Source organism: Martelella lutilitoris, assembly GCF_005924265.1.
GTDB lineage: Bacteria > Pseudomonadota > Alphaproteobacteria > Rhizobiales > Rhizobiaceae > Martelella > Martelella lutilitoris.
Map to the genome: position 1 here is coordinate 11,944 of NZ_VCLB01000008.1, position 18,749 is coordinate 30,692.

Genomic DNA, 18,749 nt, shown 5'->3' on the forward strand with positions numbered 1-18,749 from the left:
GATTGTGCTTCTTTCTATGTGTTTGCCCGGCCAACGCCGGGAAAGGCTCGGGTCGGCAGATCGCCGTGGTCGAAGCGCTTGACGCAGCCCGATTGCAAAAGCTTGCTGCAGCGATCCTCAGACGCCGAAACCCCATTGCCCTTCGCGTCAAAACAGGCAGAGCCCGCATAAGGGCATGTTGCGCTCGAATAGTCGAACGAACCGGTTTCCGGATCGAAGCGGCGATAGGTATGCGTACAGGCGCTCTGGATCACCTGCCGGCCGGGCAGCTTTCTGCCCTGTTGATCGATGGCGGCGGCCAAAACCCACTCAATATAGACCCGGTTCTGGTTGGTCTTCTGCTCGATCCGGTAGACATCGATCGGAAAATGCGCGTCCGGATCCGCATCCTCCATGCCGTCGAGAAACCGCCGGAAGGTGCGGATGCGCCGGAAGGTCGCCCCGACCAGATCGCCAAACTCGTTGACCACCGCCGACAACACGCCCGAGACATTGGCGACCTTCAGCGTCGGACGCGGCATGGTGCCTTGCGAGGACATCTCCCAGCCATCGGTCTCGATCGGCGTCGGCGCATAGATATTGCCGCCGAAAGACGCCGGGGCTTCTTCGAAGGCCGATGACGTAAAGCGATAAATGCCGCCGCCGATGACGGAGGCATCAAGTTCATAGAGGTGGATGATATCATCGCTCACCAGCCCCTGCGCTGTCTGCGACAGGCCGTTTCCCGCCTGCTCGACAACCAGCATCGTGCCATAATGCGATCCCGTCATTTGACCAGCGCCACGATCTCGGAGGCCGTCGTGCCCGTCGCCAGCACCTTGTGAGCGGCAACCGGCAGAAGCGTGCCGCTCTGGCAGTGATAGATCACGGTGACGCCACTCAGCTCAACCGCGACAGCCCCGCCAAACCCGACATAGAGCGATTGCACGCCGACCAGGGCATTGTCGTCGGAGGGCGTGACAGCGGCATGCTGCCGGGCCGGCGTGATGATCTCGGCAGCCGTCCGAATGGCCTCGATCAGCGCCGTGGCTTCGTCCGACAGACCATGACGCGGACTAAGCGCGCCATCGCCATTGGTTTCTGCCGAGATCGGTCGCTGGACGCCGGTGGCATCATAGACTTTGAGCGTGCTCATAGGTCATACACCCTTTCGATCTTGGCTGTGATCGTGTCACGGCCGCTACCGAGGAAGCCTCGCGTCCAGCTCTTGCAGCGATAAAGCCGGGCCGCTTTGTCGCGCGGCGCTTTCCATTCAAAGGCATGGAAGCCGCGCAGGCCACGAAAGAAGGCCTCGATCTGATCGGCCTGCGAGATCGAGAGCGACGACCAGACCGCGTTGAATGTCAGCCCTTCCGCATTGAGGCCTGCCCCCGATCTTTGGCTATAGCCCTCACCGAAACTGCTTTCGAGCACGCGGAATTCCGTTTCCCGCGTGCTTTGGACCGAGGGGCATTTCGGCGGTTCGAACCTGTCTGCCATCAGAATGGCCCTCCAGCCAGCATGCCGCGTCCGCGACGGTTCTCCTGTATCCGCGCGTCAATGGCCGCATCGATCTGCTTGCGGAACTCCCGGCCCATGGCCGCAGCATCCTTCGGATCGGTGGTATCCGGGACGGTCACGTTGATATCGCCGATGCTCACCGAGCTTGTATCAGCACCGCGCGACTGAACAGACCGCAGCGCCTTCATCGGCAGGCGTGGCAAAGCCGCATGGCGGACAATGCCGCCATCGGCAAGTTTCAGGCCGTCGCCATTGTTGATCGCCTCAAGCAGGGGCGCGTATTTTCCCGCGGCCCTGGCATTGATCACATACTCACCATCGGAGAGCCATGCCGGGATCTTGTCACCGCGCGTTCCGCCGGGGCCGGAAAGGCGCCCGCCGCCGGTGGCATCGATGCGTCCGCCGGTCGCCGCATGAACAGCGCCGCCATCCGCCTTTCCGATGCCGCCGAGAATAGCGGTGAAGAAACTGCCAAGCCCCGGCTCGCCTGTATTGAAGAGGTCGTTCAGCGCAAGATCCAGAAGCTTGTCGCCAACGCGACCGAGGGCATTGGCGAGGGCATCGGCGGCATTCACGCCGCTCACGAGATCCGAGACAAAGCCGCCGGTCACGTCCTTGGCAGTGGCCTTGAAGTCATCGACCGACTGGCGAAGATCCTCGTTCTTGCGTGCCGCCTTCTCGGCTTCGGCCGCCGCTTCCGCATAACCCTTCGCTAGATCCTCGATCGTTTGCCGAAGATCCGCATCGACGCTCAAGCCCGCCGTTTCGGCGGCCGTCAGCAGATCCTGCGTAGCCCGTGCCTTCTCAAGGGCAAAGCCATAATCCTCGACCAGCGGGTTCAGCGCGGTTTGGGCATTCCTCTCGGCCATCAGCGCGGCGGTGCGCTCCCGGATCGACTGAACAGCATTGTCAAAGCCGTTGTCGCCGCCTCCGCCTCCGCCGCCGCTACTGCTTCGGCGGGCATTGGCTGCCAGCGAGCTTTGCGCCAGGCGGGCAATCTCGTTGTCCGGCAGAAAGCCGCCCTCGCCCTCAATCCCTTTCCGGATCCGCGCCTTCTCGCGTTCAAGCGCAAGCTGGTCTTTGGACAGCCCGTTCTGTCGTTCGATTTCGTCGGCATAGTCTTTGCCGATCTGCAACATCGCTTCGCCTTCGCGGCGGGCGTCACCGCCTTGTTCATACGCCGACACCTGGCTGTCGCTCAGCCCCCCTGAGGTGCTGACATTGACGGCATCGAGCATCGTCATGAACTCGCGCGATTTATCGACAAGCTTCTGCAGCATGCCGAAGATCGGCGCCAGCTTGGCTACATAGCCAGCCGCATCGGGATTGGCATCGGCCATGGTTTCGAGCGCTCTTCGCGCCTCGGCCGCTCCTTCCTTCGTTCCGTCGAAATCATCAATGATGTCAGCAATCGCCTCGCGCTGATCGAGCGAGATCGGCATCGCCTGACTGAAGTCGAGCAGACTGTCGCGGGCTTCTTCAAGCTCGCGCTTCAGCTCATTCACCTCGCTGGCGGCCTTTGCCCCATCAACATGCTGGAGCTTCTGTGCCGTCTTTTCGACCTGATAGGCCAGATCCGCAACCGGCTGAGAAACCTCGGTTGCCCGGATCTCCCGCATCTTGTTGATGACGTCCTGGAACCCGACGCGACCGCGCTCAAGATCGCGCGCCATGTCATGAATACCGAAGACGGCATTCAGATCGACCGAGCCGCGTTCAAACTGGTGCGTCAGTGCCTTTGCCTTGTCGACAATACCGCCAAGGGCGTCATCGTCGCGGAACCAGCCGAGAAAGCCCTCGCCCATATTGCTGAGGCGGTCATATTCGTCGGCGAGCATCTTCACCTTGCGATAAATCTCGCCATCGGTGAGCCCTTCAGCCGCTTCCGTCACGCCCTCAAGCTTCGGCGCGGCTTCCTCGGCAACAAGGCCCAGCCGCTCCAGTTCGGCATTGACGGCTTCCGTCCGGGCTTCGGCTTCCTGCGAATGCCGGGAATAAAGCGCCAGCGCCCCGACCAGCGTTCCGCCGATCAGCAGGCCAAGCGGCCCGGCCGCCGCACTCATGCCGCCAAGGGCGGTGGACAGACTGCCGGCGGCCATGGCCGAGCGCATGGCAGCGGCAAACTTCGTAAGCGCCGTGCCGGCAAGGCCGAGCTTGACCAGCATGCCCGCAATCGAACGGCCGACCAGCGCGCCGGCAATCACGCCTGCAAGTGCCAGAACCGTGTCCGCCGTCTGGTCGAAATTGTCAGCCAGGGCATTGAGCCCGGAGATCAGCCGCTGGGATGCGCCAAGGCTACTATCCGTCTCGCCGATATATTTGGTGAGCGCGTTGTTCACCTTCGTAACGCCCTGCGCGATCGTCTGCGTGGCGTTATCGGCCATCGTCTCGATGGTCGGAAAGCCCTTCATGAAGGCGTCGAAGAATTCCCTGCCCGAGACCTTGCCGTCATTGACCAGCTGCTTCAGCTTGGAAACCGAGCCGCCAGCTTCATCGAGACCATTGGCGACCGCGATCAGAATAGGCCGTGCGCCCTCGTTGATCGAATTGAATTCCTCGGCCTGGACACGGGCCGAGCCGAGCAACTGCCCGAGCTGCGTCAGGGCGCCGGAGGCTTCGGCCGCTGACTTGCCCTCGACCTTCAGCGCGGTGGCAATCCCGTCGGTGAACTTGAGCAGCCGTTCCTGCGACTGCTGAAGATTGTCATTGGCCTGTGCGGCCTTGCCGAACAGATCGGCAAGCGCCGTGATCGGCGCGGCATTCTTCTGAGCGCTCTGATAGAGCGTATCAAGCGTTCGAACCTGATCCTGGCCGACAACGCCGGCAACAGCGAGGGCGTTCTTCGCTTCCGTCCAGGCATCGGCATAGCGGGCCACTTCACGCACCGACAGCGCCGAGGTGAGAGCCGTCGTGGAATAGAGCAGCCCCTTAAACGCGTTCGCCCCAAAGCCCTCAAGACGGCGATCCATGGCAACCGCCTTCTTCTGGATCGCATTCAGGTGTTTGTTGGTGATGCCGTTGGCCTTGGCGAGGCGCTTTTCGTATTTGTTGAAGTCAGCGGAAAGCTGCACGACAAGCTGTTCAAGGTCCGTGGCGGCCATTTATTTCTGCTCCTGAAGCCAGGCCCATATCTCTTCGGCCTGTCCGTCCGACAGCTTTGTCTGATCGTTCTCTTCTGCCGAATTGGCCTTGATGTAGCCGTCGAGCGCTGCCGAGAACTGCCAGACGCTCATGGCGTCGACCTGTTGCGGGGAAAAGCCCATAGCCGCGCCAGCACCGTAGATTTTCGCCATGCGGATCTTGCCGTTCGGAAGATCGTCAAGACGTCCTTCAGCGCCAGCGCTTTTCACTCCCCCACGGTTTCATCCGGGGCGCCGGCCAGACCGGCGAACACGATTGCCAGGGCGAGCGGGTGATTTTCGAGCGGCGGCCGATCCTTCACATACCGGCCGGCAAGTTTCAGCGCCTCTTTCGGCTCCATCCCGCCGCCGATCAGACCGATGCGCACGGTCTCGAAGACGTCCTCGATCTTCCATTCGCCGGACTGCAAGCGCGAAAGCAGCCGCATCGGGCCGCAATCGCACTTTTCCTGCAGTTCGGTGATCTGTCCGTAGCCAAGGCGGAAGGGATAGATCCCATCGCCAAAGGGCTGTTCGATCCGGGCATCACGCATCAGGCCGCGACCCACTCGTTTTCGATGGCGCCGGCCGAATCCATCTGAATGGCCGACTTTACCTTCGGATCCCCGCTCTTCTCGCCGCTGATCTCGAAGCTGGTCAGATGGAAGGGCCCTGTCCATTTCATGGTGCCGGTCGAGTACTGGATGGAAAGCTCGCAGTTGATCGCCTCGGTACTGGCGAACGCCTCCCACCAGGGCTGGATCGACGTTGCAGCCAGAACGCCGTCGCCGGAGACCGAGGCCGAGAGGCTTTCGGCGTTGCGCTCCAGCCAGGTCACCTGATCTTCATCGTCACAGTCGACCACCAGCGTTTCGCCGGTATTCTTCGAAAAGGTCAGCGACTTCGACGTCATCCCGCAAGGCTGGGCGAAGACTTCCGGATCGGCGCCGTCACCCAGCTTGATCAGAAGTTTGCCGAAGGTCGTGGTTTTTGCTTCTGCCATTTTCCATAGCTCCAGTGTTCCGCCACCGCAGACGACGGATGGCGATTGCAGATTTCAGATTGTCGGGGTGGGTTCAGTCGATCTCGACAAAGGCCGTGAACGACAGGGCGGCATGGTTGGTTATGCCGTTCGGCTCGCGGAGGATCCGGGTGATGCGATGGTCGATCGTCACGTTTCCCGTTTCAATAGGGCTGAGAGAAAGGCCGGAACAGAAGTCCATCACCACCGAGGGATAGAGCCTTATGCCCGAAGCGCTGTCTTCCGCGCGGTAGCGCTCAAACGGTTCTCGATCGATGACCGTGACTTCAGCACCGTGCAGACAACGCTTCACGGCGCCGGCGAGCTTTTTCACCTCGGCCGATCCATAGGCTTCACCGTCACCTTCCGACCAGCAGTCGATCTGGAAGCTGATTTCCTCTCCCATGATGCACTCGGCATCGTCCTGCAGGCTGTCGCTCGGTCCCATGGAGATATAGGGAAAGGCCGGCTTTGGCTCCGCAGGCACGCGATCGAAGACGCGCGCAGCAACGAAACCGGAAACCGAAACGTCGCGCTTCAACCTGTTGATGACCACCCTGGTCAGTTCATAGTTTGGATCCATCAGCCACCTGCCGCGACCTGTTTTGCCGCCTTTGTGAGCGAGCGGGATATCCGTGATTTCACGCGGCGACGCTTGGCCCGATAGGACACATAGAAATAGGGTTGAGCCGGCATGTCCTGTCGGCCGAATTCGACCCACCGCGCCCAGAACGCTTCATCATCGCCGGCATAGATCGTGATGGTCAGTTCGGAGCCGAGCGAGGATTTCACCGTGGCCGCAATGATCGAGCCGGATGGCGCACGCCCCCAAGTCCAGCCGATGCTATCGCGAAGCGCGCCGCTGTCGACCGGCGCAAGACTTCTCATCAAGGCGACGATTTCGTCGGCCGACTGCTCCATCGCGCGCCGGATCAGTTTTTTGGCAACAACCGGCATCCGCTTCAATTTCCGCTCAAGGGCGGCGCGGCCGAGAATGGTCGAGCGTCGAGCCATCAGCTCGGCTCGCCTTCCGAAACCATCATCTCGATCCACCTGTTTTCGTCATCGACATTGACCGGCGGCGCCGTGATCGCGAACACCCTGCCCGGCTTGCGGGCATCCATGATGCGCCAGTCTGCCGTGACCGCCGCCGCTTCGGCACTGTATCGGATGCGCACCGTGTAGGGCTGGACGCCCTGGAGGCGTGCGGCCATCACGGTTTCGGTGCCATTGCGCGCGATCATCTGCGCACGGCGGGTAAACACGGTCTCGAAAGGTCCGGCGACTTCGTTGCCATAGCCGTCATCGGCGACGATCCGCTTCTGGAAATGCAGCCTGGACCGCAATTGTCCGCCGCTAGTCGCCGGTCGTGCCATGTTCGGCCTCCGCGTCTCTTCGCCGGGCAGCGCCAGCGCTCACTGCATCATCGGCGCAAGCAGCCCGGACGTTGTATTCGCCGCCCGCGCGATAGGCGATCGTGATCTTTGGCCTTTCCGGCGGCGACCAGCGAAACGGCTTGTCGAAAACAATCCGAACCATCGATCAATCCTCGATCGTCGCGACGGTCGCGGACGTACCCGAAGCTATTACCAACCCCGGAACATGCGGGGGGATGAAGCCGGCCGCCATGCCGACAAACGGAATCACACCCTCTTCCTCGCCGGCCGGGCGATAGGCAACATCACCCGCCGACAGAAGGACGATCGCTTTCACCTCGGATCCGAGCGGCACATCGCCCGCGTTGAGATCGAGCACCCTGCCCTTGAAGCCGAACGTGCCAAGGTTGCCTTCGAACGTTTCGCGCTCAAAGCTCATAGCGTTTCCTTTCAGGCATTGAGCCGGTAGTTGCTGAGCAAAGACCAGAAGCCGGAGCTATCCGGCAGCTCGGCCGTGATCGTGCCGGTGATCACCTGTTCGCGATTGCGGTACCAGGTCCCGATCAGAAGCAGCATGGCCTGACAGACGGCGGCCGGCGCTTCGTCAAAGCCGACGACAAGATCCACCGCGATGCGTGATCCCGGCATGATGGCAGGCCACCCTCTTCTAGGCGCTGCGACAATGGAAGCGCGAAGCCCATCGAGCCGCGTTTCATAGGCGGCGGCGTCAAGGGTGGTTTCACCGCCAGCCGGATCAATGTAACGCACGGCTTTGACCTCTTTGACCGGCCCGACCGGCAAGCGGGCGAAGTCTTCGAAGCCATGACAGTGAAGCGTGACGGTTTTCCGCACAACAACCAGTCCGGCGACCTGTTCGACATGATCGCGGGCGGCAGCGATCAACCGACTGATAGAACCGTCATCGTCGTCAAAATCGACCGTAAGCTGCTCTTTCGCAGCCTCCAGGGTGATCGCCTCATCTTCCGCTGGCGCAATGACAACCGGCTCGGTCCAACCCAACCGGCTCATTGGCGGATCTCCGGCGCCGGGCCTTTGACGGCCTTGCTCGGGTTCGCCTCGGTCACCGGAACCGCCAATCCGGCATCGATCAGCCTTACGGCCTGATCTTTGGGGAAACGCCGACGCTCTCCGGGCGCAAGGATATAGTCAGGCCCGGCATAGCCGGCCAGCATCTTGATTTCCATGGATGGTCTCCCTCGGAGAAAATGGGCAGGCGCTTCGCTGCGCCTGCCGTTTCAGCCTCGCGATCAGGAAGCCTTCATTTTCAGGTGCTTCACGGCATTGACGTCACCCAGCTCGCCGTCGAAGCGGATCAGGCCCGCAATGCCCATGTCGGGCCAGAAGCGCTCGCGCATCACGCCGACGACAGGCGCACCGACCTTGCGGACGAAATACCGGGAGAAGTCGCCGAACAGCATGGGTTTCGCGCCGGCGCCGATATCCGGCATCGCCTGATTGATCGAGTATTTGCGGCCGTTAAAGTTGGCCGGGATCCCTGCCTGGACATCGCCCTTCTGCCAGAGATAGTTGCCGTCACCATCCTTCAGCTTGCGAATGGCCAAAAGCGTGTTGTCGTTGAACATGTAGCGGACTTTCGGACTGGTCCGGTAGGCAGGATCAACCGAATGCTCCAGCTCCATGATCTCATCGAATTTCAGACTACCGGCGGCCGCTGCAATCAGTCCCTGCCCGGATGCCGTCAGAATGCCGTTCGGGGCATTTGTCCCCGTGCCGATGGTCAGCTGGCGGTTGGCGATACGGCCGAGGCGTTCGCCGATCAGAAAGCCGAGGAAGGATTCCATGTTGGCGATGCCGTCCGTGTCGAGCTCGAAAGACCAGCGGACGAAAGGCGTGTTGTAGACATAGGCATTCAGAAGCTTCTGCCCGAACTCGACATCGCCGCTGCCATCGTCGGGCAGCTCTTCACCCTCGGTATGCGGATCCGCTTCGTTGTCGGTATCATCGACGGTCGGCACCTGGATCGGATTGCCGCTTGCCGTGTTCATGACCGTGGCCACGTCTTCATCGTACATCGGCCCCCACATCTTCATCACCTTGATGATCTCGCCGTGGAGTTCGGTCGGAACCGTATAGCCGCCGGCGGCATTGCTGCCGGTGGTCTGGGCGCGGTTTTCGAACCGCGCGGCGCCGGTCTTCAGGACGTTGCGTTCCTCGGGCGTCAGATCCACGATCGCCGTGCCGCAGATCACACGGGAGAACACCTCGCGGTATTCCGGCGTCGGATCATCGCCGCCTGCACCGCGCGTCTCGGTGTCATCTCCGGTCGGGCGGTTGCGGGCGCGGCGCTCTTCCGCGCTTTTCTCGATTTCGAGCTGGCGTTCCTCGCGCTGGATCTGCTTTTCGAGCCTGTCATATTCGGCCATAGCCGTATCGTGCGCGGTTTCCAGTTCCGCCGCTCGGGCTTCATCGGTGTTGTCGTTGATCTGGTTGAGACGTTCGCGGGCCTCTTCGGCAATGGTTTCCTGCCGCTGCCGCAGCTCTTTGATCCGCTGGATCATGTCTGTGCTCCATTCCTGATTTTCAGAGAGGTTATTCGGCGCTTGGCGGCCCGCCTTACGCCTTACTCCGCGATCTGAGATCGAGGGTGGCTTTCATCCGCAACCGTCGCGCGGCCGCATGAAAATTGGTTCGGGCGCGATCTCGTTTCGCTGCTTCGAGATCGCGCATTGCAAGCTGGGTGTCGTCGTAAGCGGGAAAAGCCACGGCGCTCACTTCCATGAGATCGGCCGCAATGATCGTCCGTTTCCACGGCTCGACCGTTTCGTCCCATTCCTGTTTGACGACATAAAAGCCGAACGACATGCCGGAGATATCGCCGCGCTCCAGCAGGACCGCGAGGTCGCGCCCGTCCGTCGTGTCCGGCAGATCGATTTCGACGCGAAGCCCCTTGTCATCCTCGGTGAGGCGCAGCGTGTTCGCCGAACTCCGGCCGATGACGCGACCGGGATCATGGTCGATCAGCGCCCGCACATCGGATTTCCTCAGGGTTTCGGCAAAGGCTCCCGGGGCGATGCGCTCGACAAATAGGCCGCCGATATCGGCGTCACTGTTAAACAGCGCCGCATAACCGACAGCCGTCTTCGTGTCGCCGTCCGCCCGGATCTCGGGACGGCGGGCGACCGCTCGCTTAAGCAGCGTCATGGTCATTCTCCGGTGGTTGGTTCGCCCGGCGCCGGGCTCCTGGAGACCGTGCCGAGCGGGACGGTCGCACCCTGAATATAGAGCGTGTCCCCGTTCGGCTTGTTCGGCCGGTTTTCCTTCTCGCGCGCTTCGTTCGGCGTCAGGATGCCCGACTGGACACCGCGCGCCAGACCTTCGATGCGGCTCTTGAAATCGCCGCGCATCAGCGCATCGAGATTATGTTCCGCATAGCGCGTGGTCCGCCTCGGGCCGAACAGTTTGAGATTGATTTCCTGTTCGAAGTTGCGCGCCCATTGGGCAATCACATGCTTCACCAGGTGCAGGTCCTGCTGCTCGGAATTGTTCAGCGTGGCATGGGTCAGATCCTGCAAAAAGAGAGGCGGCAGGTTGAACAGCCGGGCGATTTCCTCAATCTGGAACCGGCGCGCTTCGGTCATCTGCCCCTTGGCCGGATCGAAACCGACCTGTTTGAGCTCATATCCCGGCGGAATGGAAAAGAAGCTGTCGCCGAACTCGCGCGCATAATCGATGGCACGGTCGATGTCCTCTTTCGCCCGTTTCATGGCCGCCGCGCCAGTCGGCATCGGTCCTGTCAGAGCAAGCGGCGGAATGCCGCCATTGGCAAAGAAGTTCGAACCGTATTCGTTCATCGCGAGCGCGAGCTGGATCGCGTTCCGTCCTGTGGCGACCGGCGCATAAGACGAGATCATGTCCGCTTTTCTCAAGAAGGCGATGTCGATCACGTCCTGCGCATCATAGCTTTTGCCCTCATAGGAATAGCTGATACGCCCGCCGGTTCTCCGGATGGTCACCTTGCCCGGCTCCATCGGCCAGATGGCAACCACCGAGCGCCCGGCCCGTTCGATCCACGAGAGCGAACGCCCGGAGGTGAACACCTGAGACCAGCAATATTCCCGCCAGCTGTAGCTGGTCCATTGCGGGTTCGGCGCTTCGTTCAGAAGCGTCTGAATGCCACCCTGCATCTGCGTCGCGCCGTCCTTGCCGGATCGGAACGCATGCAGCGGCAGGTTCGCAAGACTGCCCGACAGGAAGGTGACGGCCGCCGAAAAGGCGGGCACCCGCATCGCGCTTTCGACAGACACCGAAGGCAGGTTCCCCGACTTGATGCCGAAGAACTCAAGGAAGTTTGCAGCGCTGACCTTGACGGTCGGGTCTTCGATATTCGCCGCGCGAACGTCATGTCTGGCCTTTCGACCGAATAGTCTCATGATTGCTTCACCAGCGTGTAGTCCGGATCATCCCAGGGGGAAGCCGGCTCCGGTTCTTCATCCGTCATCGCAAGCCCGATCCCCATGACCGTGGCGACAACACCGTCGATTTTGTCGAGTGAGTGCTTCTTGTCCGGCACGTAGTTGAGGTTCACGTCGAAGCGTACCGAACAATGCCCTGCCATCCAGCCGAGAACCGGATGGCCGCCGTGCTCGATATCCTGGGCAAACACGAGCCGCTCGAATTCCTTTGTCGGAGCACTGAGGTTGGCCGTCGTCTGGCGCATATCCACCAGCAGCTCGGCATCGAGCCCCTCGTGCTGAAGATCCCCGATCAGCTTGCTCGTGCCCCACGGGTCGTAGCCGATCCGCTCGACCGCAAAATGAGCGCCGGCATCGAATATCGCCCGCATCAGGAAATTGAGATCGACAAAATCACCCGGCGTCGTCTCCAGTGCGCCCGACTTCACCCAGGCATTCCAGTTGACGCGCTTGTCTTCCTGCGCACGCCGCTCAAGAGTTTCTTCCGGCACCCAGAACCGAGGAATGACAACCCATTTGTCGTTGTCGGCATCGGGCGGCAGGATCGCAACAAGCGCGGTCAGGTCGTTCACCGACGACACGTCGAAGGCCAGGAACGCGCGACGGCCCTTGTTTTCTTCCCAAAGACGCGGCCAGGACTTGGCGTCAGCCGTGCACGCCTGCCATTTCGAACGCGGCAGCCAGCCGCCGATCTGATCGACCCAGCGGTTGAGGTGGTAGCACTGAAAGATTGCTTCCTGCGCCGGCCGGCCTTTGGCTTTGCGAAACTCGGTGCGCAGATAATCGAGCGTTGGCGTCAGGCCAAGGCTGGGATTGGCCTTTCGCCAGATCGTCTCCTCGGTCCAGTCGTCTTCATCGTCGATCCCGAAATAGACAACCAGCGTGGACGGATCATCGATCTCGCCGCGCATGATCGACAGGGATTCCTGAAACCACTCATAGCCGACGCGGTTCTCGCGCCGCCCTGCCGTCGAGGCAAAAAGCTCGATCGGCTGAAGCCGGGCGCCAGTACCCTGCCGAAGCGTGTCGGCAATCTCGGTCGATTTCCACTCGTGGATTTCGTCCCCGACCGTCACTGTGGGCGATTTGCCGTGTTTGCCCTTTGTCGACCCCGTCAGAAGCTGGCAGAGAGACGACGTTTCCCGAAGATAGATGCTCCGGGCGTTGATGGTGATCCGCTCGTTGCCGTGCCTGTCTTCCTTCAGCCCATCCGCCGCTTCGATGATCTGCACCATCTTGTTGAACGGGATGAGCGCCTGGTCCTCATCACGGGCAAACACGTAAGCCTGCGCACCCTGGATCTTCTCAAGTACGAAGAACAGCACCGCCAGCGCGGCGAGAAATTCCGACTTGCCGTTCTTACGCGGGATCCAGAGATCGAGCCGGCGGAAGATCCTGACATAGGCGATCGTCTGCGAATGCGTTTCCGGATCGATGATCTCGACCGGCTTTTTCCAGCCGACCAGCAGTCGAACTGTAATTTCCTGCCAGGGCAAAAGCTTGAACGCGATGCCGGCGAACCGGTCATCGGTCAGCCTGAAGATGCGCGGCCAGCGCTCGACAATGCGATCGGCCTTGTCGGCATCGAACCATGCACCCGGAATGGTGGCGGCGCGCTGCCATCCGGAGCGCGCCCATTCATAGGTTTCGTCATCGGCGTGGCAGGTGATCCAGTCTGGCAGCGGTTCAGTTGGGCTTGATACCGGGAGGGAGGCGTCCATCGTCGTTCATAATCCCCATGGGATCCGGGTCGGCCGCGTCGTCGCCACGTTCCCGACCGCCGCCGGACGGCTGATCGAACGGCAACCTGCCCTGCCCTGCATTGAAGGTTTCGAGTTTCATCAAGTCCTGATCGCGCATCGGCGTCAGGCCGAACTCGCTGTCGAGCAACCGAAGCTGCGTTTCGGCTTTCGCCATGAACTCAAGCCCCGGATGCGTGCGATAGACCTCGTTGCCATCGCCTTTCTTGACCTTCACCGTCGTGCCGCCGCGCGGCAGATCGCGCCGCAGTTGTTCGGCCGTGGTCATGTAAAGCTGGGTCCAGATGCAATAGCGCGTGAGTGCTGCCCGATAGGCGGGCTTGCGTCGCCCGGTCGCCGCGAGAACCACCGAAAGCTCACGCCAGAGCCCGATGGCATGCTTCCAATAGGCCGGCTGTTTCCGAAACAGCGCCGGCAAGGGAAACGGGTCGCCGCTTCGCGCGGCATCATCATCGACCGATGTCACAACCGCCTCGATCTCTTTCTCGACTTTGCCCTTGCGGCGACCAGGAAACCCCTTCGCCGCCTGCTCGAGCGGATTGTCTTTGCGCCTGCCCATGGTGAGATCGCCATCCTTCAGACATGCACGGGCGAAGGCCGGAAAGCCCGGCCCTCACCGGTACAGAAAAAAAAGTTATCGCCAAAAATATCGCGCCGGAATTTTCCTCATTAGGCCGCCGGTCCACGCCATCAGCCTTCAAGAACCAGACCCACCCCCTGCCTCTTCGGCAAGCCCAGCCATCAGGCCCAGGGTGATCGCCCTGGCGCGATCGCTGTTCAGCCAGAGGCTTTCGATGCCGATCTGACCGCGCTCGTACATGACCTCGAGCCGCTGCTTCACATGGTCGTGGTGCCATTTGCAGCACGGTTGCCACATGGCCGTGTTCCAGAACTTCTCCGGATCGCCGTGGTGCGGATCGACGTGATCGACAACGCGGGCGGCCGTCACCTTGCCCACCGCTTCGCATCCGAGACACAAGGGACGATGCGCCAGAAACGTATCGCGCGCCTTCGACCACCGCCGGTTATAGCCGCGATTGGCAGCGCTTCCGCGCCGGTCATCGGCCCGTTGCCGCTGTTGCTGTCGCGTCGGCGCACCGGCAGGCCTGAAGGATTTCGGGGATTTGACCATCTGCCCTAAACACAAAAAGGCGGATCGCTTTCACGATCCGCCCTTCATGAGGATGCAACACACCCGTCCGCTTTTCATCCATAATACCGCATCGCGTGCATACAAGTAAATATGCAACTAAAGTATACGCCTATGCGTACCAAACTCTCTGTTCGAATGGGGAGAAGACATAGCTTACGCACTAGCCCTCAATCGCATCTGCCGATCGGCTATCGTGAGGGCTGGTAACCGGGCGCGCTAGCAATGCCGCACTGAGAACCGGTCATCCGTTGTCCAGATTAGAATCACAACTTTTCGAGAATGGCAAGAGGTAAATTTGTCGGCGTCTTCTGACCGAACATATCGACCTCGACCACCACGTCGCCCTTGCCCTTGCTGTTCGGGGTCATGACCTCGGCAACCAGCCCTGCAAACAAACCTTCCGCAATCCGAACCTTGTCGCCCGCAGCAACCTTCACCTGAGAAACGCGTTCATAATCAAAGCGGCCATCATGCGCTTTCTGCATGATATCCCTGACTTTTTCGTGGTTGACCATGAACGGTCTCTCCCACCCGCCGAGCACGTCAATCACATGCTCGAAGCTCAAGAGACCGCTGATCGCCTCGACCGAATACCGGCAGCGCAGCAGCACATAGCCGGTCATCAACACCTCATCGCGCGGTGGAATAACCCGGTTGCGACGCCGCCTTTCCTTGCCCTTGCGCACCGGCACGATCGCCTCGATATCCGCTTCCGTCAGCGCTTTTTCCACATCGATTTCCCGACCGGTATGCACACGAGCAACAATCCAGGGCGCGTCCGCCCCGGCCTTCACCGCCAATGCCGGACGATGCGCAATCCGGATCCGGCGCATGCGCTGGTCAAAGGCCTCGGGCAAATGCCCCTTGAAGCGATCTCCGATATGCCAAGCCTCAGTCATTGCGCCGCCTCCAGCTGTTTCGCCCTGTCCAGTTTGCCGAAAAACGTCTCCAGCGCTTCGCCCGGCGTTCCGGCCCCAAGAGGCGGGAAATAGACCCATTCCACCCGCCCCATCTCCGGCAGAAACGGCCAGCCGCGCGCCGCATGCTCAGCCTCCCATGCCGCCCACTGATCGCCGCCGACCCGCACTGCCTCGAAGTCAGCGCCAAGCAGCGCGATCTCGCCGGAAACCCGCATGCCTTTGCCGGGAAAGCGGACGGCCTGATCGTTCATGGCGTTGACAGACGTCCAGCCCATCTTGGCCATCCGCTCACGCCACAACGCCTTGCGGTCTGCCCGGCCTTCGGCGATCTCCAGTTCCTGAAACCGCGTCAGCGCCGGCAGCCGGGCGCACGGTTCGCCAAGCCGGGCAAAGCGTTCCGCCATCCAGGCCTTGCCGAAGGTCGCGGCAATCACCGAACCGCCCGCGCCCTCCATGCCCTCCGGAACAGCCGTCCAGCGCTTTTCGCGCAGATAGGTGCTGGCAGCGAACTTTACCGTGCGGCCGTTCATCGCTTCGAACGCCAGAAACCCCGGCAGCATGGCATCGGCAGCCTGCCGCTCTTCCGGCTGCAGCGCCTGCCATTCGGCAAACGCCCGTTCGTCGCTATCGTCGCCGAAGGTGGGCCATTGCCGGTAGAACTTCAGGAAGGCGCGGCGCACGGCCTTGCGGTTCTCAGCCTCAGTCATCCTCGCTTTCCTCCACCTTCCGCGCTTCGGTCGCAGTGCCGATCATCTCCCGCACGGCTCTTGCCCTGCGTCGGCGGCGCTCGCGCTCTTCCGGGGTCAGGTACCGCCGCGCCCGTTCCGCCTCCCGCTCTTTCGCCGCTTCCGCCTGTTCGTGCTCGATCCTGAGCAGGTCCCGGTCATGCTTCGCCGCCGCATCGACAAGCGCCGAAAGCTCGGCAGGCTTGGGCAGAAACGACTGGAATTTCGGATATCGGCCGAGCCGCAGGTTCTCGAACACCCGGCGAAGCGCGCCGATTGGCTTGCCCCGCATCGCCTCGGCATAGAACTGCCCGGCTTTGTCGGCGTTGACGCTGTCGGGGATCGCAAAGCCACGGTCCATCAGCGCATCGAGCATGATATCCGACTGCCGTTCGTTCGCCGGCTCAAGAGCCTTGCGCAACCTTCCAATCTCCCCGGCTGATGTCGATAATTTTACGATCTTCGCTGCCATCGTCCTGTCCCATCCGTTTGCGCAAACTGTCCCGAGCGCGCTGATTGTGATCCCTGATTTCGTCGCCGCGTGTCGGCTTGGAGGGCGATGCCCGGGGCGCGCCCTGCTGCCGCTCCTGCATCCAGCCCGGCTCGAAGCCCTGCCAGCCGCGGCCGATCATGGTTTCGGCCGCAGCGTCCGGATCCGGCATCAGCGCAAACCGGCGTGCGAGCAGTTCGGCTGCCCGGACGGTCAGGTTTTTCCGCAGTGCCTTGCGATGTTCGATGACGGCATCGGCAACCTCCGGCGAAAGCACGTCGCAGAGAACCGATTTGGGCGATTTCTTTTGTGTTCCTTTAGGAACACTTTCTTTCTTAACTCTGGCTTCTGGCTTTAGCATTGCAGCTGCATTGCAGGTGCTATGCGCCTGCATGCTCGCCTCATTGTTTTCGTTGCCTTTTTCCCAGCGTTTTTTCGCAGCCTGTTTTTTGTCTTCCGAACTTTTTTCGCGAAATTGAAATTCTTTTTCTACGCGGCGGTTCCAGAGACCGCTCTCCGACCGGATGATTTTGCCGTCATCCAGGAACACATCGAGGTACTGGGAAAACACCTTTTTCGTGCAGCCGCACTGCCGCGCCAGCCGCTCGTGGTTCTCGGTCAGCGGTTCGCCGCGCTCATACATCAGCGCCAGCAGCGTGAAGTATACGCCCATCTCAGCCGCCTTCATGCCGCGTGTGGCAGAAAGCCAGTCAGACATATAGAAGCGGACATACGGCATCTCGCTCATGGCAAAGCCTCCCTCATGCGTGTGGTCATCCCGTTGCCCTCCTGTGCGCGCGCCAGGGCGGCAGTTCCTGCAGCAGCTCATAGATGCCCTCGGCAATCGCCGCGCATTTCCGCTTCTGTGGCCAGGACAGTTCGCCGGTGCCATTGGCGTCCGACATGCGCCGTTGCGCGATGGCATAGGCACGGGCATCGTCGGCCGAGATCCGTTCATTGCCGCAGCACACCGGGCAACGACGACGATCGCCGGCCAGATAGCCCTGCCCCGCACAATGCGGGCAACGAATCCGGGTAATCCTCACCGCGCTCACAGCTTGCACTCCCGAACGATCCGGTTCTGCTGAACGCCGATTTCCTCGGCACGGCGCTGCAGATCGAGCGCCGTGTTATGGAGCCGCTTGCTTTCCGCCTTTTGGGCCGCCAGCTCGGAGCGGAGTTTTTCGTAGTCAGCCTTCCATTCGGAGTGGACGCGCCGGTATTCGGCGAGCTGCGGGTTTTCGTTGGCAGGCCCGAACATGAAATCACGGACCTCCGCGACCCATGCGCGCGGCACGCCAAGATCCTGCGCCACGCGTTCATCCGTCCACGGCGCGATATAGCCCTCGTCGTCATAGACATCGGCAATCTTGTCGGCGACGATGCGTCGGTCCTCGCGCTGCATCTGCGGCGGCGGTTCCGCCCGCTTGGCCGCCGTCGTTGCCGTTTTCGTCTTTCGTGTCGCCATCGCTTCAGAGCCTTCCGTCGTTGTCAGGTCGACGCAGGCAAAGGGCCTGTCGTCGTAATCATTGCCGCCGCAGCGGCTGCAAAAGGAAAAGCCGCACACCGAAGTGATCCGGCAGCGGCTGGCGTATCGCGTGTTTTGCGTTTCGTTGGTCATGTCAGACCTCGCCTTCGCAGCCATGCGTCTTGCTCTCCACGGCGTGGGCAACCCGCATGAAGTTCGCGTATTTTTCGAGGATGTCCGCCGCTTCGCGCGGATCGACCTTGCCGTCGGCAACGGCCTGGATCATGGACTGCGACAGCGCGTGAAAAGCATCCTGAAACGCGCCGATATCGGCTATGCCCAGCCCGCCGCCGGCGCTGTCGGCCCCGTCATCGCGCACGAGCCGATAACCGAGAATCCGTGCCATCTCGCCGACGATCACCGGCGCGCCGGCCTCCATGTCGGCCTCGACGGCAATGTCGATCGCCATCACATGCTGGGTCTTCCGGCTGGGGTCATGGGTCCAGCATTTGGAAAGCTGCCCCTGCGTCACCCGCGTCACATATTGAAATCGCTCCGGCCCGCCGCCCTGCACGACCGAACGGCGGGAAGCCTCGCGCAGGCCATCGACAGCCTTCTGCGCCAGCAAACGCTGCATCACTGCACCTCGTTGTGAGAATTATATTGGGGGAAGCATTCACGGCGGCCGACCGATCGTGGTGCTATCAAAAAGGCACCGTCGTTGTGTCGGAGCGCATGAAATTCAAAGACTGGCGAGGGGATG

The 18,749-nt window shown here is 61.5% G+C and carries 27 protein-coding genes; all 27 read right to left on the bottom strand.

Annotated features, from left to right (window positions below):
* Window positions 1–14: 14 nt before the first annotated feature.
* Window positions 15–770, bottom strand: a complete 756-nt coding sequence (locus tag FF124_RS14685; RefSeq protein WP_138749244.1) for a phage minor tail protein L — start codon at window positions 768–770, stop codon at window positions 15–17.
* Window positions 767–1,135, bottom strand: coding sequence for a spike base protein, RCAP_Rcc01079 family (locus FF124_RS20825; RefSeq protein ID WP_246072465.1), 369 nt, complete (start codon window positions 1,133–1,135; stop codon window positions 767–769). The genes FF124_RS14685 and FF124_RS20825 overlap by 4 nt, the downstream gene beginning before the upstream one ends.
* A complete protein-coding gene (locus tag FF124_RS14695; protein ID WP_138749245.1) occupies window positions 1,132–1,479 on the bottom strand; it encodes a phage tail protein in 348 nt (115 codons plus the stop codon). Before FF124_RS14695 ends, FF124_RS20825 begins: the two co-directional genes overlap by 4 nt.
* Window positions 1,479–4,601: a tape measure protein gene (locus tag FF124_RS14700; RefSeq protein ID WP_138749246.1), complete on the bottom strand. Its 3,123-nt coding sequence runs from the start codon at window positions 4,599–4,601 to the stop codon at window positions 1,479–1,481. The genes FF124_RS14695 and FF124_RS14700 overlap by 1 nt, the downstream gene beginning before the upstream one ends.
* Complete coding sequence (locus tag FF124_RS14705) at window positions 4,602–4,793, bottom strand: hypothetical protein (RefSeq protein WP_138749247.1); 192 nt, start codon at window positions 4,791–4,793, stop codon at window positions 4,602–4,604.
* A 53-nt stretch (window positions 4,794–4,846) separates the two neighbouring features.
* A complete protein-coding gene (locus tag FF124_RS14710) occupies window positions 4,847–5,173 on the bottom strand; it encodes a gene transfer agent family protein (protein ID WP_246072467.1) in 327 nt (108 codons plus the stop codon).
* Window positions 5,173–5,622: a phage tail tube protein gene (locus tag FF124_RS14715; protein WP_138749248.1), complete on the bottom strand. Its 450-nt coding sequence runs from the start codon at window positions 5,620–5,622 to the stop codon at window positions 5,173–5,175. Before FF124_RS14715 ends, FF124_RS14710 begins: the two co-directional genes overlap by 1 nt.
* 73 nt (window positions 5,623–5,695) lie before the next feature.
* Window positions 5,696–6,223 (bottom strand): DUF3168 domain-containing protein, encoded by a 528-nt coding sequence (locus FF124_RS14720; RefSeq protein WP_138749249.1) that lies wholly within the window; start codon window positions 6,221–6,223, stop codon window positions 5,696–5,698.
* A complete protein-coding gene (locus tag FF124_RS14725; protein WP_138749250.1) occupies window positions 6,223–6,654 on the bottom strand; it encodes an HK97-gp10 family putative phage morphogenesis protein in 432 nt (143 codons plus the stop codon). Before FF124_RS14725 ends, FF124_RS14720 begins: the two co-directional genes overlap by 1 nt.
* Complete coding sequence (locus FF124_RS14730) at window positions 6,654–7,016, bottom strand: head-tail adaptor protein (protein ID WP_138749251.1); 363 nt, start codon at window positions 7,014–7,016, stop codon at window positions 6,654–6,656. The genes FF124_RS14725 and FF124_RS14730 overlap by 1 nt, the downstream gene beginning before the upstream one ends.
* A complete protein-coding gene (locus FF124_RS14735) occupies window positions 6,997–7,179 on the bottom strand; it encodes a hypothetical protein (RefSeq protein ID WP_138749252.1) in 183 nt (60 codons plus the stop codon). The genes FF124_RS14730 and FF124_RS14735 overlap by 20 nt, the downstream gene beginning before the upstream one ends.
* A 3-nt stretch (window positions 7,180–7,182) precedes the next feature.
* A complete protein-coding gene (locus FF124_RS14740) occupies window positions 7,183–7,455 on the bottom strand; it encodes a hypothetical protein (RefSeq protein ID WP_138749253.1) in 273 nt (90 codons plus the stop codon).
* A gap of 11 nt (window positions 7,456–7,466) precedes the next feature.
* A complete protein-coding gene (locus FF124_RS14745; protein WP_138749254.1) occupies window positions 7,467–8,045 on the bottom strand; it encodes a head-tail connector protein in 579 nt (192 codons plus the stop codon).
* Entirely contained in the window at window positions 8,042–8,221 is a 180-nt protein-coding gene (locus tag FF124_RS14750; RefSeq protein ID WP_138749255.1) for a hypothetical protein, read from the bottom strand. The genes FF124_RS14745 and FF124_RS14750 overlap by 4 nt, the downstream gene beginning before the upstream one ends.
* A gap of 63 nt (window positions 8,222–8,284) precedes the next feature.
* Complete coding sequence (locus FF124_RS14755) at window positions 8,285–9,556, bottom strand: phage major capsid protein (protein WP_138749256.1); 1,272 nt, start codon at window positions 9,554–9,556, stop codon at window positions 8,285–8,287.
* A gap of 55 nt (window positions 9,557–9,611) precedes the next feature.
* A complete protein-coding gene (locus FF124_RS14760) occupies window positions 9,612–10,199 on the bottom strand; it encodes an HK97 family phage prohead protease (RefSeq protein ID WP_210237479.1) in 588 nt (195 codons plus the stop codon).
* 2 nt (window positions 10,200–10,201) lie between these two features.
* Window positions 10,202–11,428: a phage portal protein gene (locus FF124_RS14765; protein WP_138749258.1), complete on the bottom strand. Its 1,227-nt coding sequence runs from the start codon at window positions 11,426–11,428 to the stop codon at window positions 10,202–10,204.
* Entirely contained in the window at window positions 11,425–13,191 is a 1,767-nt protein-coding gene (locus tag FF124_RS14770) for a terminase large subunit (protein ID WP_138749259.1), read from the bottom strand. The genes FF124_RS14765 and FF124_RS14770 overlap by 4 nt, the downstream gene beginning before the upstream one ends.
* Window positions 13,157–13,789 carry a P27 family phage terminase small subunit gene (locus FF124_RS14775; protein ID WP_138749260.1) on the bottom strand — a complete coding sequence of 211 codons (633 nt, stop codon included), beginning with the start codon at window positions 13,787–13,789 and terminating at the stop codon, window positions 13,157–13,159. The genes FF124_RS14770 and FF124_RS14775 overlap by 35 nt, the downstream gene beginning before the upstream one ends.
* Window positions 13,790–13,927: 138 nt before the next feature.
* Window positions 13,928–14,362 carry an HNH endonuclease gene (locus FF124_RS14780; protein ID WP_138749261.1) on the bottom strand — a complete coding sequence of 145 codons (435 nt, stop codon included), beginning with the start codon at window positions 14,360–14,362 and terminating at the stop codon, window positions 13,928–13,930.
* Between the two features lie 284 nt (window positions 14,363–14,646).
* Complete coding sequence (nusG, locus tag FF124_RS14785) at window positions 14,647–15,240, bottom strand: transcription termination/antitermination protein NusG (protein ID WP_187326954.1); 594 nt, start codon at window positions 15,238–15,240, stop codon at window positions 14,647–14,649.
* 38 nt (window positions 15,241–15,278) lie between these two features.
* Window positions 15,279–16,010, bottom strand: a complete 732-nt coding sequence (locus FF124_RS14790) for a hypothetical protein (protein ID WP_138749263.1) — start codon at window positions 16,008–16,010, stop codon at window positions 15,279–15,281.
* A complete protein-coding gene (locus FF124_RS14795; RefSeq protein ID WP_138749264.1) occupies window positions 16,003–16,449 on the bottom strand; it encodes a hypothetical protein in 447 nt (148 codons plus the stop codon). The genes FF124_RS14790 and FF124_RS14795 overlap by 8 nt, the downstream gene beginning before the upstream one ends.
* Window positions 16,433–17,266, bottom strand: a complete 834-nt coding sequence (locus FF124_RS14800; protein ID WP_187326955.1) for a YdaU family protein — start codon at window positions 17,264–17,266, stop codon at window positions 16,433–16,435. Before FF124_RS14800 ends, FF124_RS14795 begins: the two co-directional genes overlap by 17 nt.
* 25 nt (window positions 17,267–17,291) lie before the next feature.
* Entirely contained in the window at window positions 17,292–17,573 is a 282-nt protein-coding gene (locus FF124_RS20590) for a hypothetical protein (protein ID WP_187326956.1), read from the bottom strand.
* A complete protein-coding gene (locus FF124_RS14805; protein WP_138749266.1) occupies window positions 17,570–18,139 on the bottom strand; it encodes a hypothetical protein in 570 nt (189 codons plus the stop codon). Before FF124_RS14805 ends, FF124_RS20590 begins: the two co-directional genes overlap by 4 nt.
* Window position 18,140: 1 nt before the next feature.
* Window positions 18,141–18,623 carry a hypothetical protein gene (locus FF124_RS14810; RefSeq protein ID WP_138749267.1) on the bottom strand — a complete coding sequence of 161 codons (483 nt, stop codon included), beginning with the start codon at window positions 18,621–18,623 and terminating at the stop codon, window positions 18,141–18,143.
* Between the last annotated feature and the right edge of the window lie 126 nt (window positions 18,624–18,749).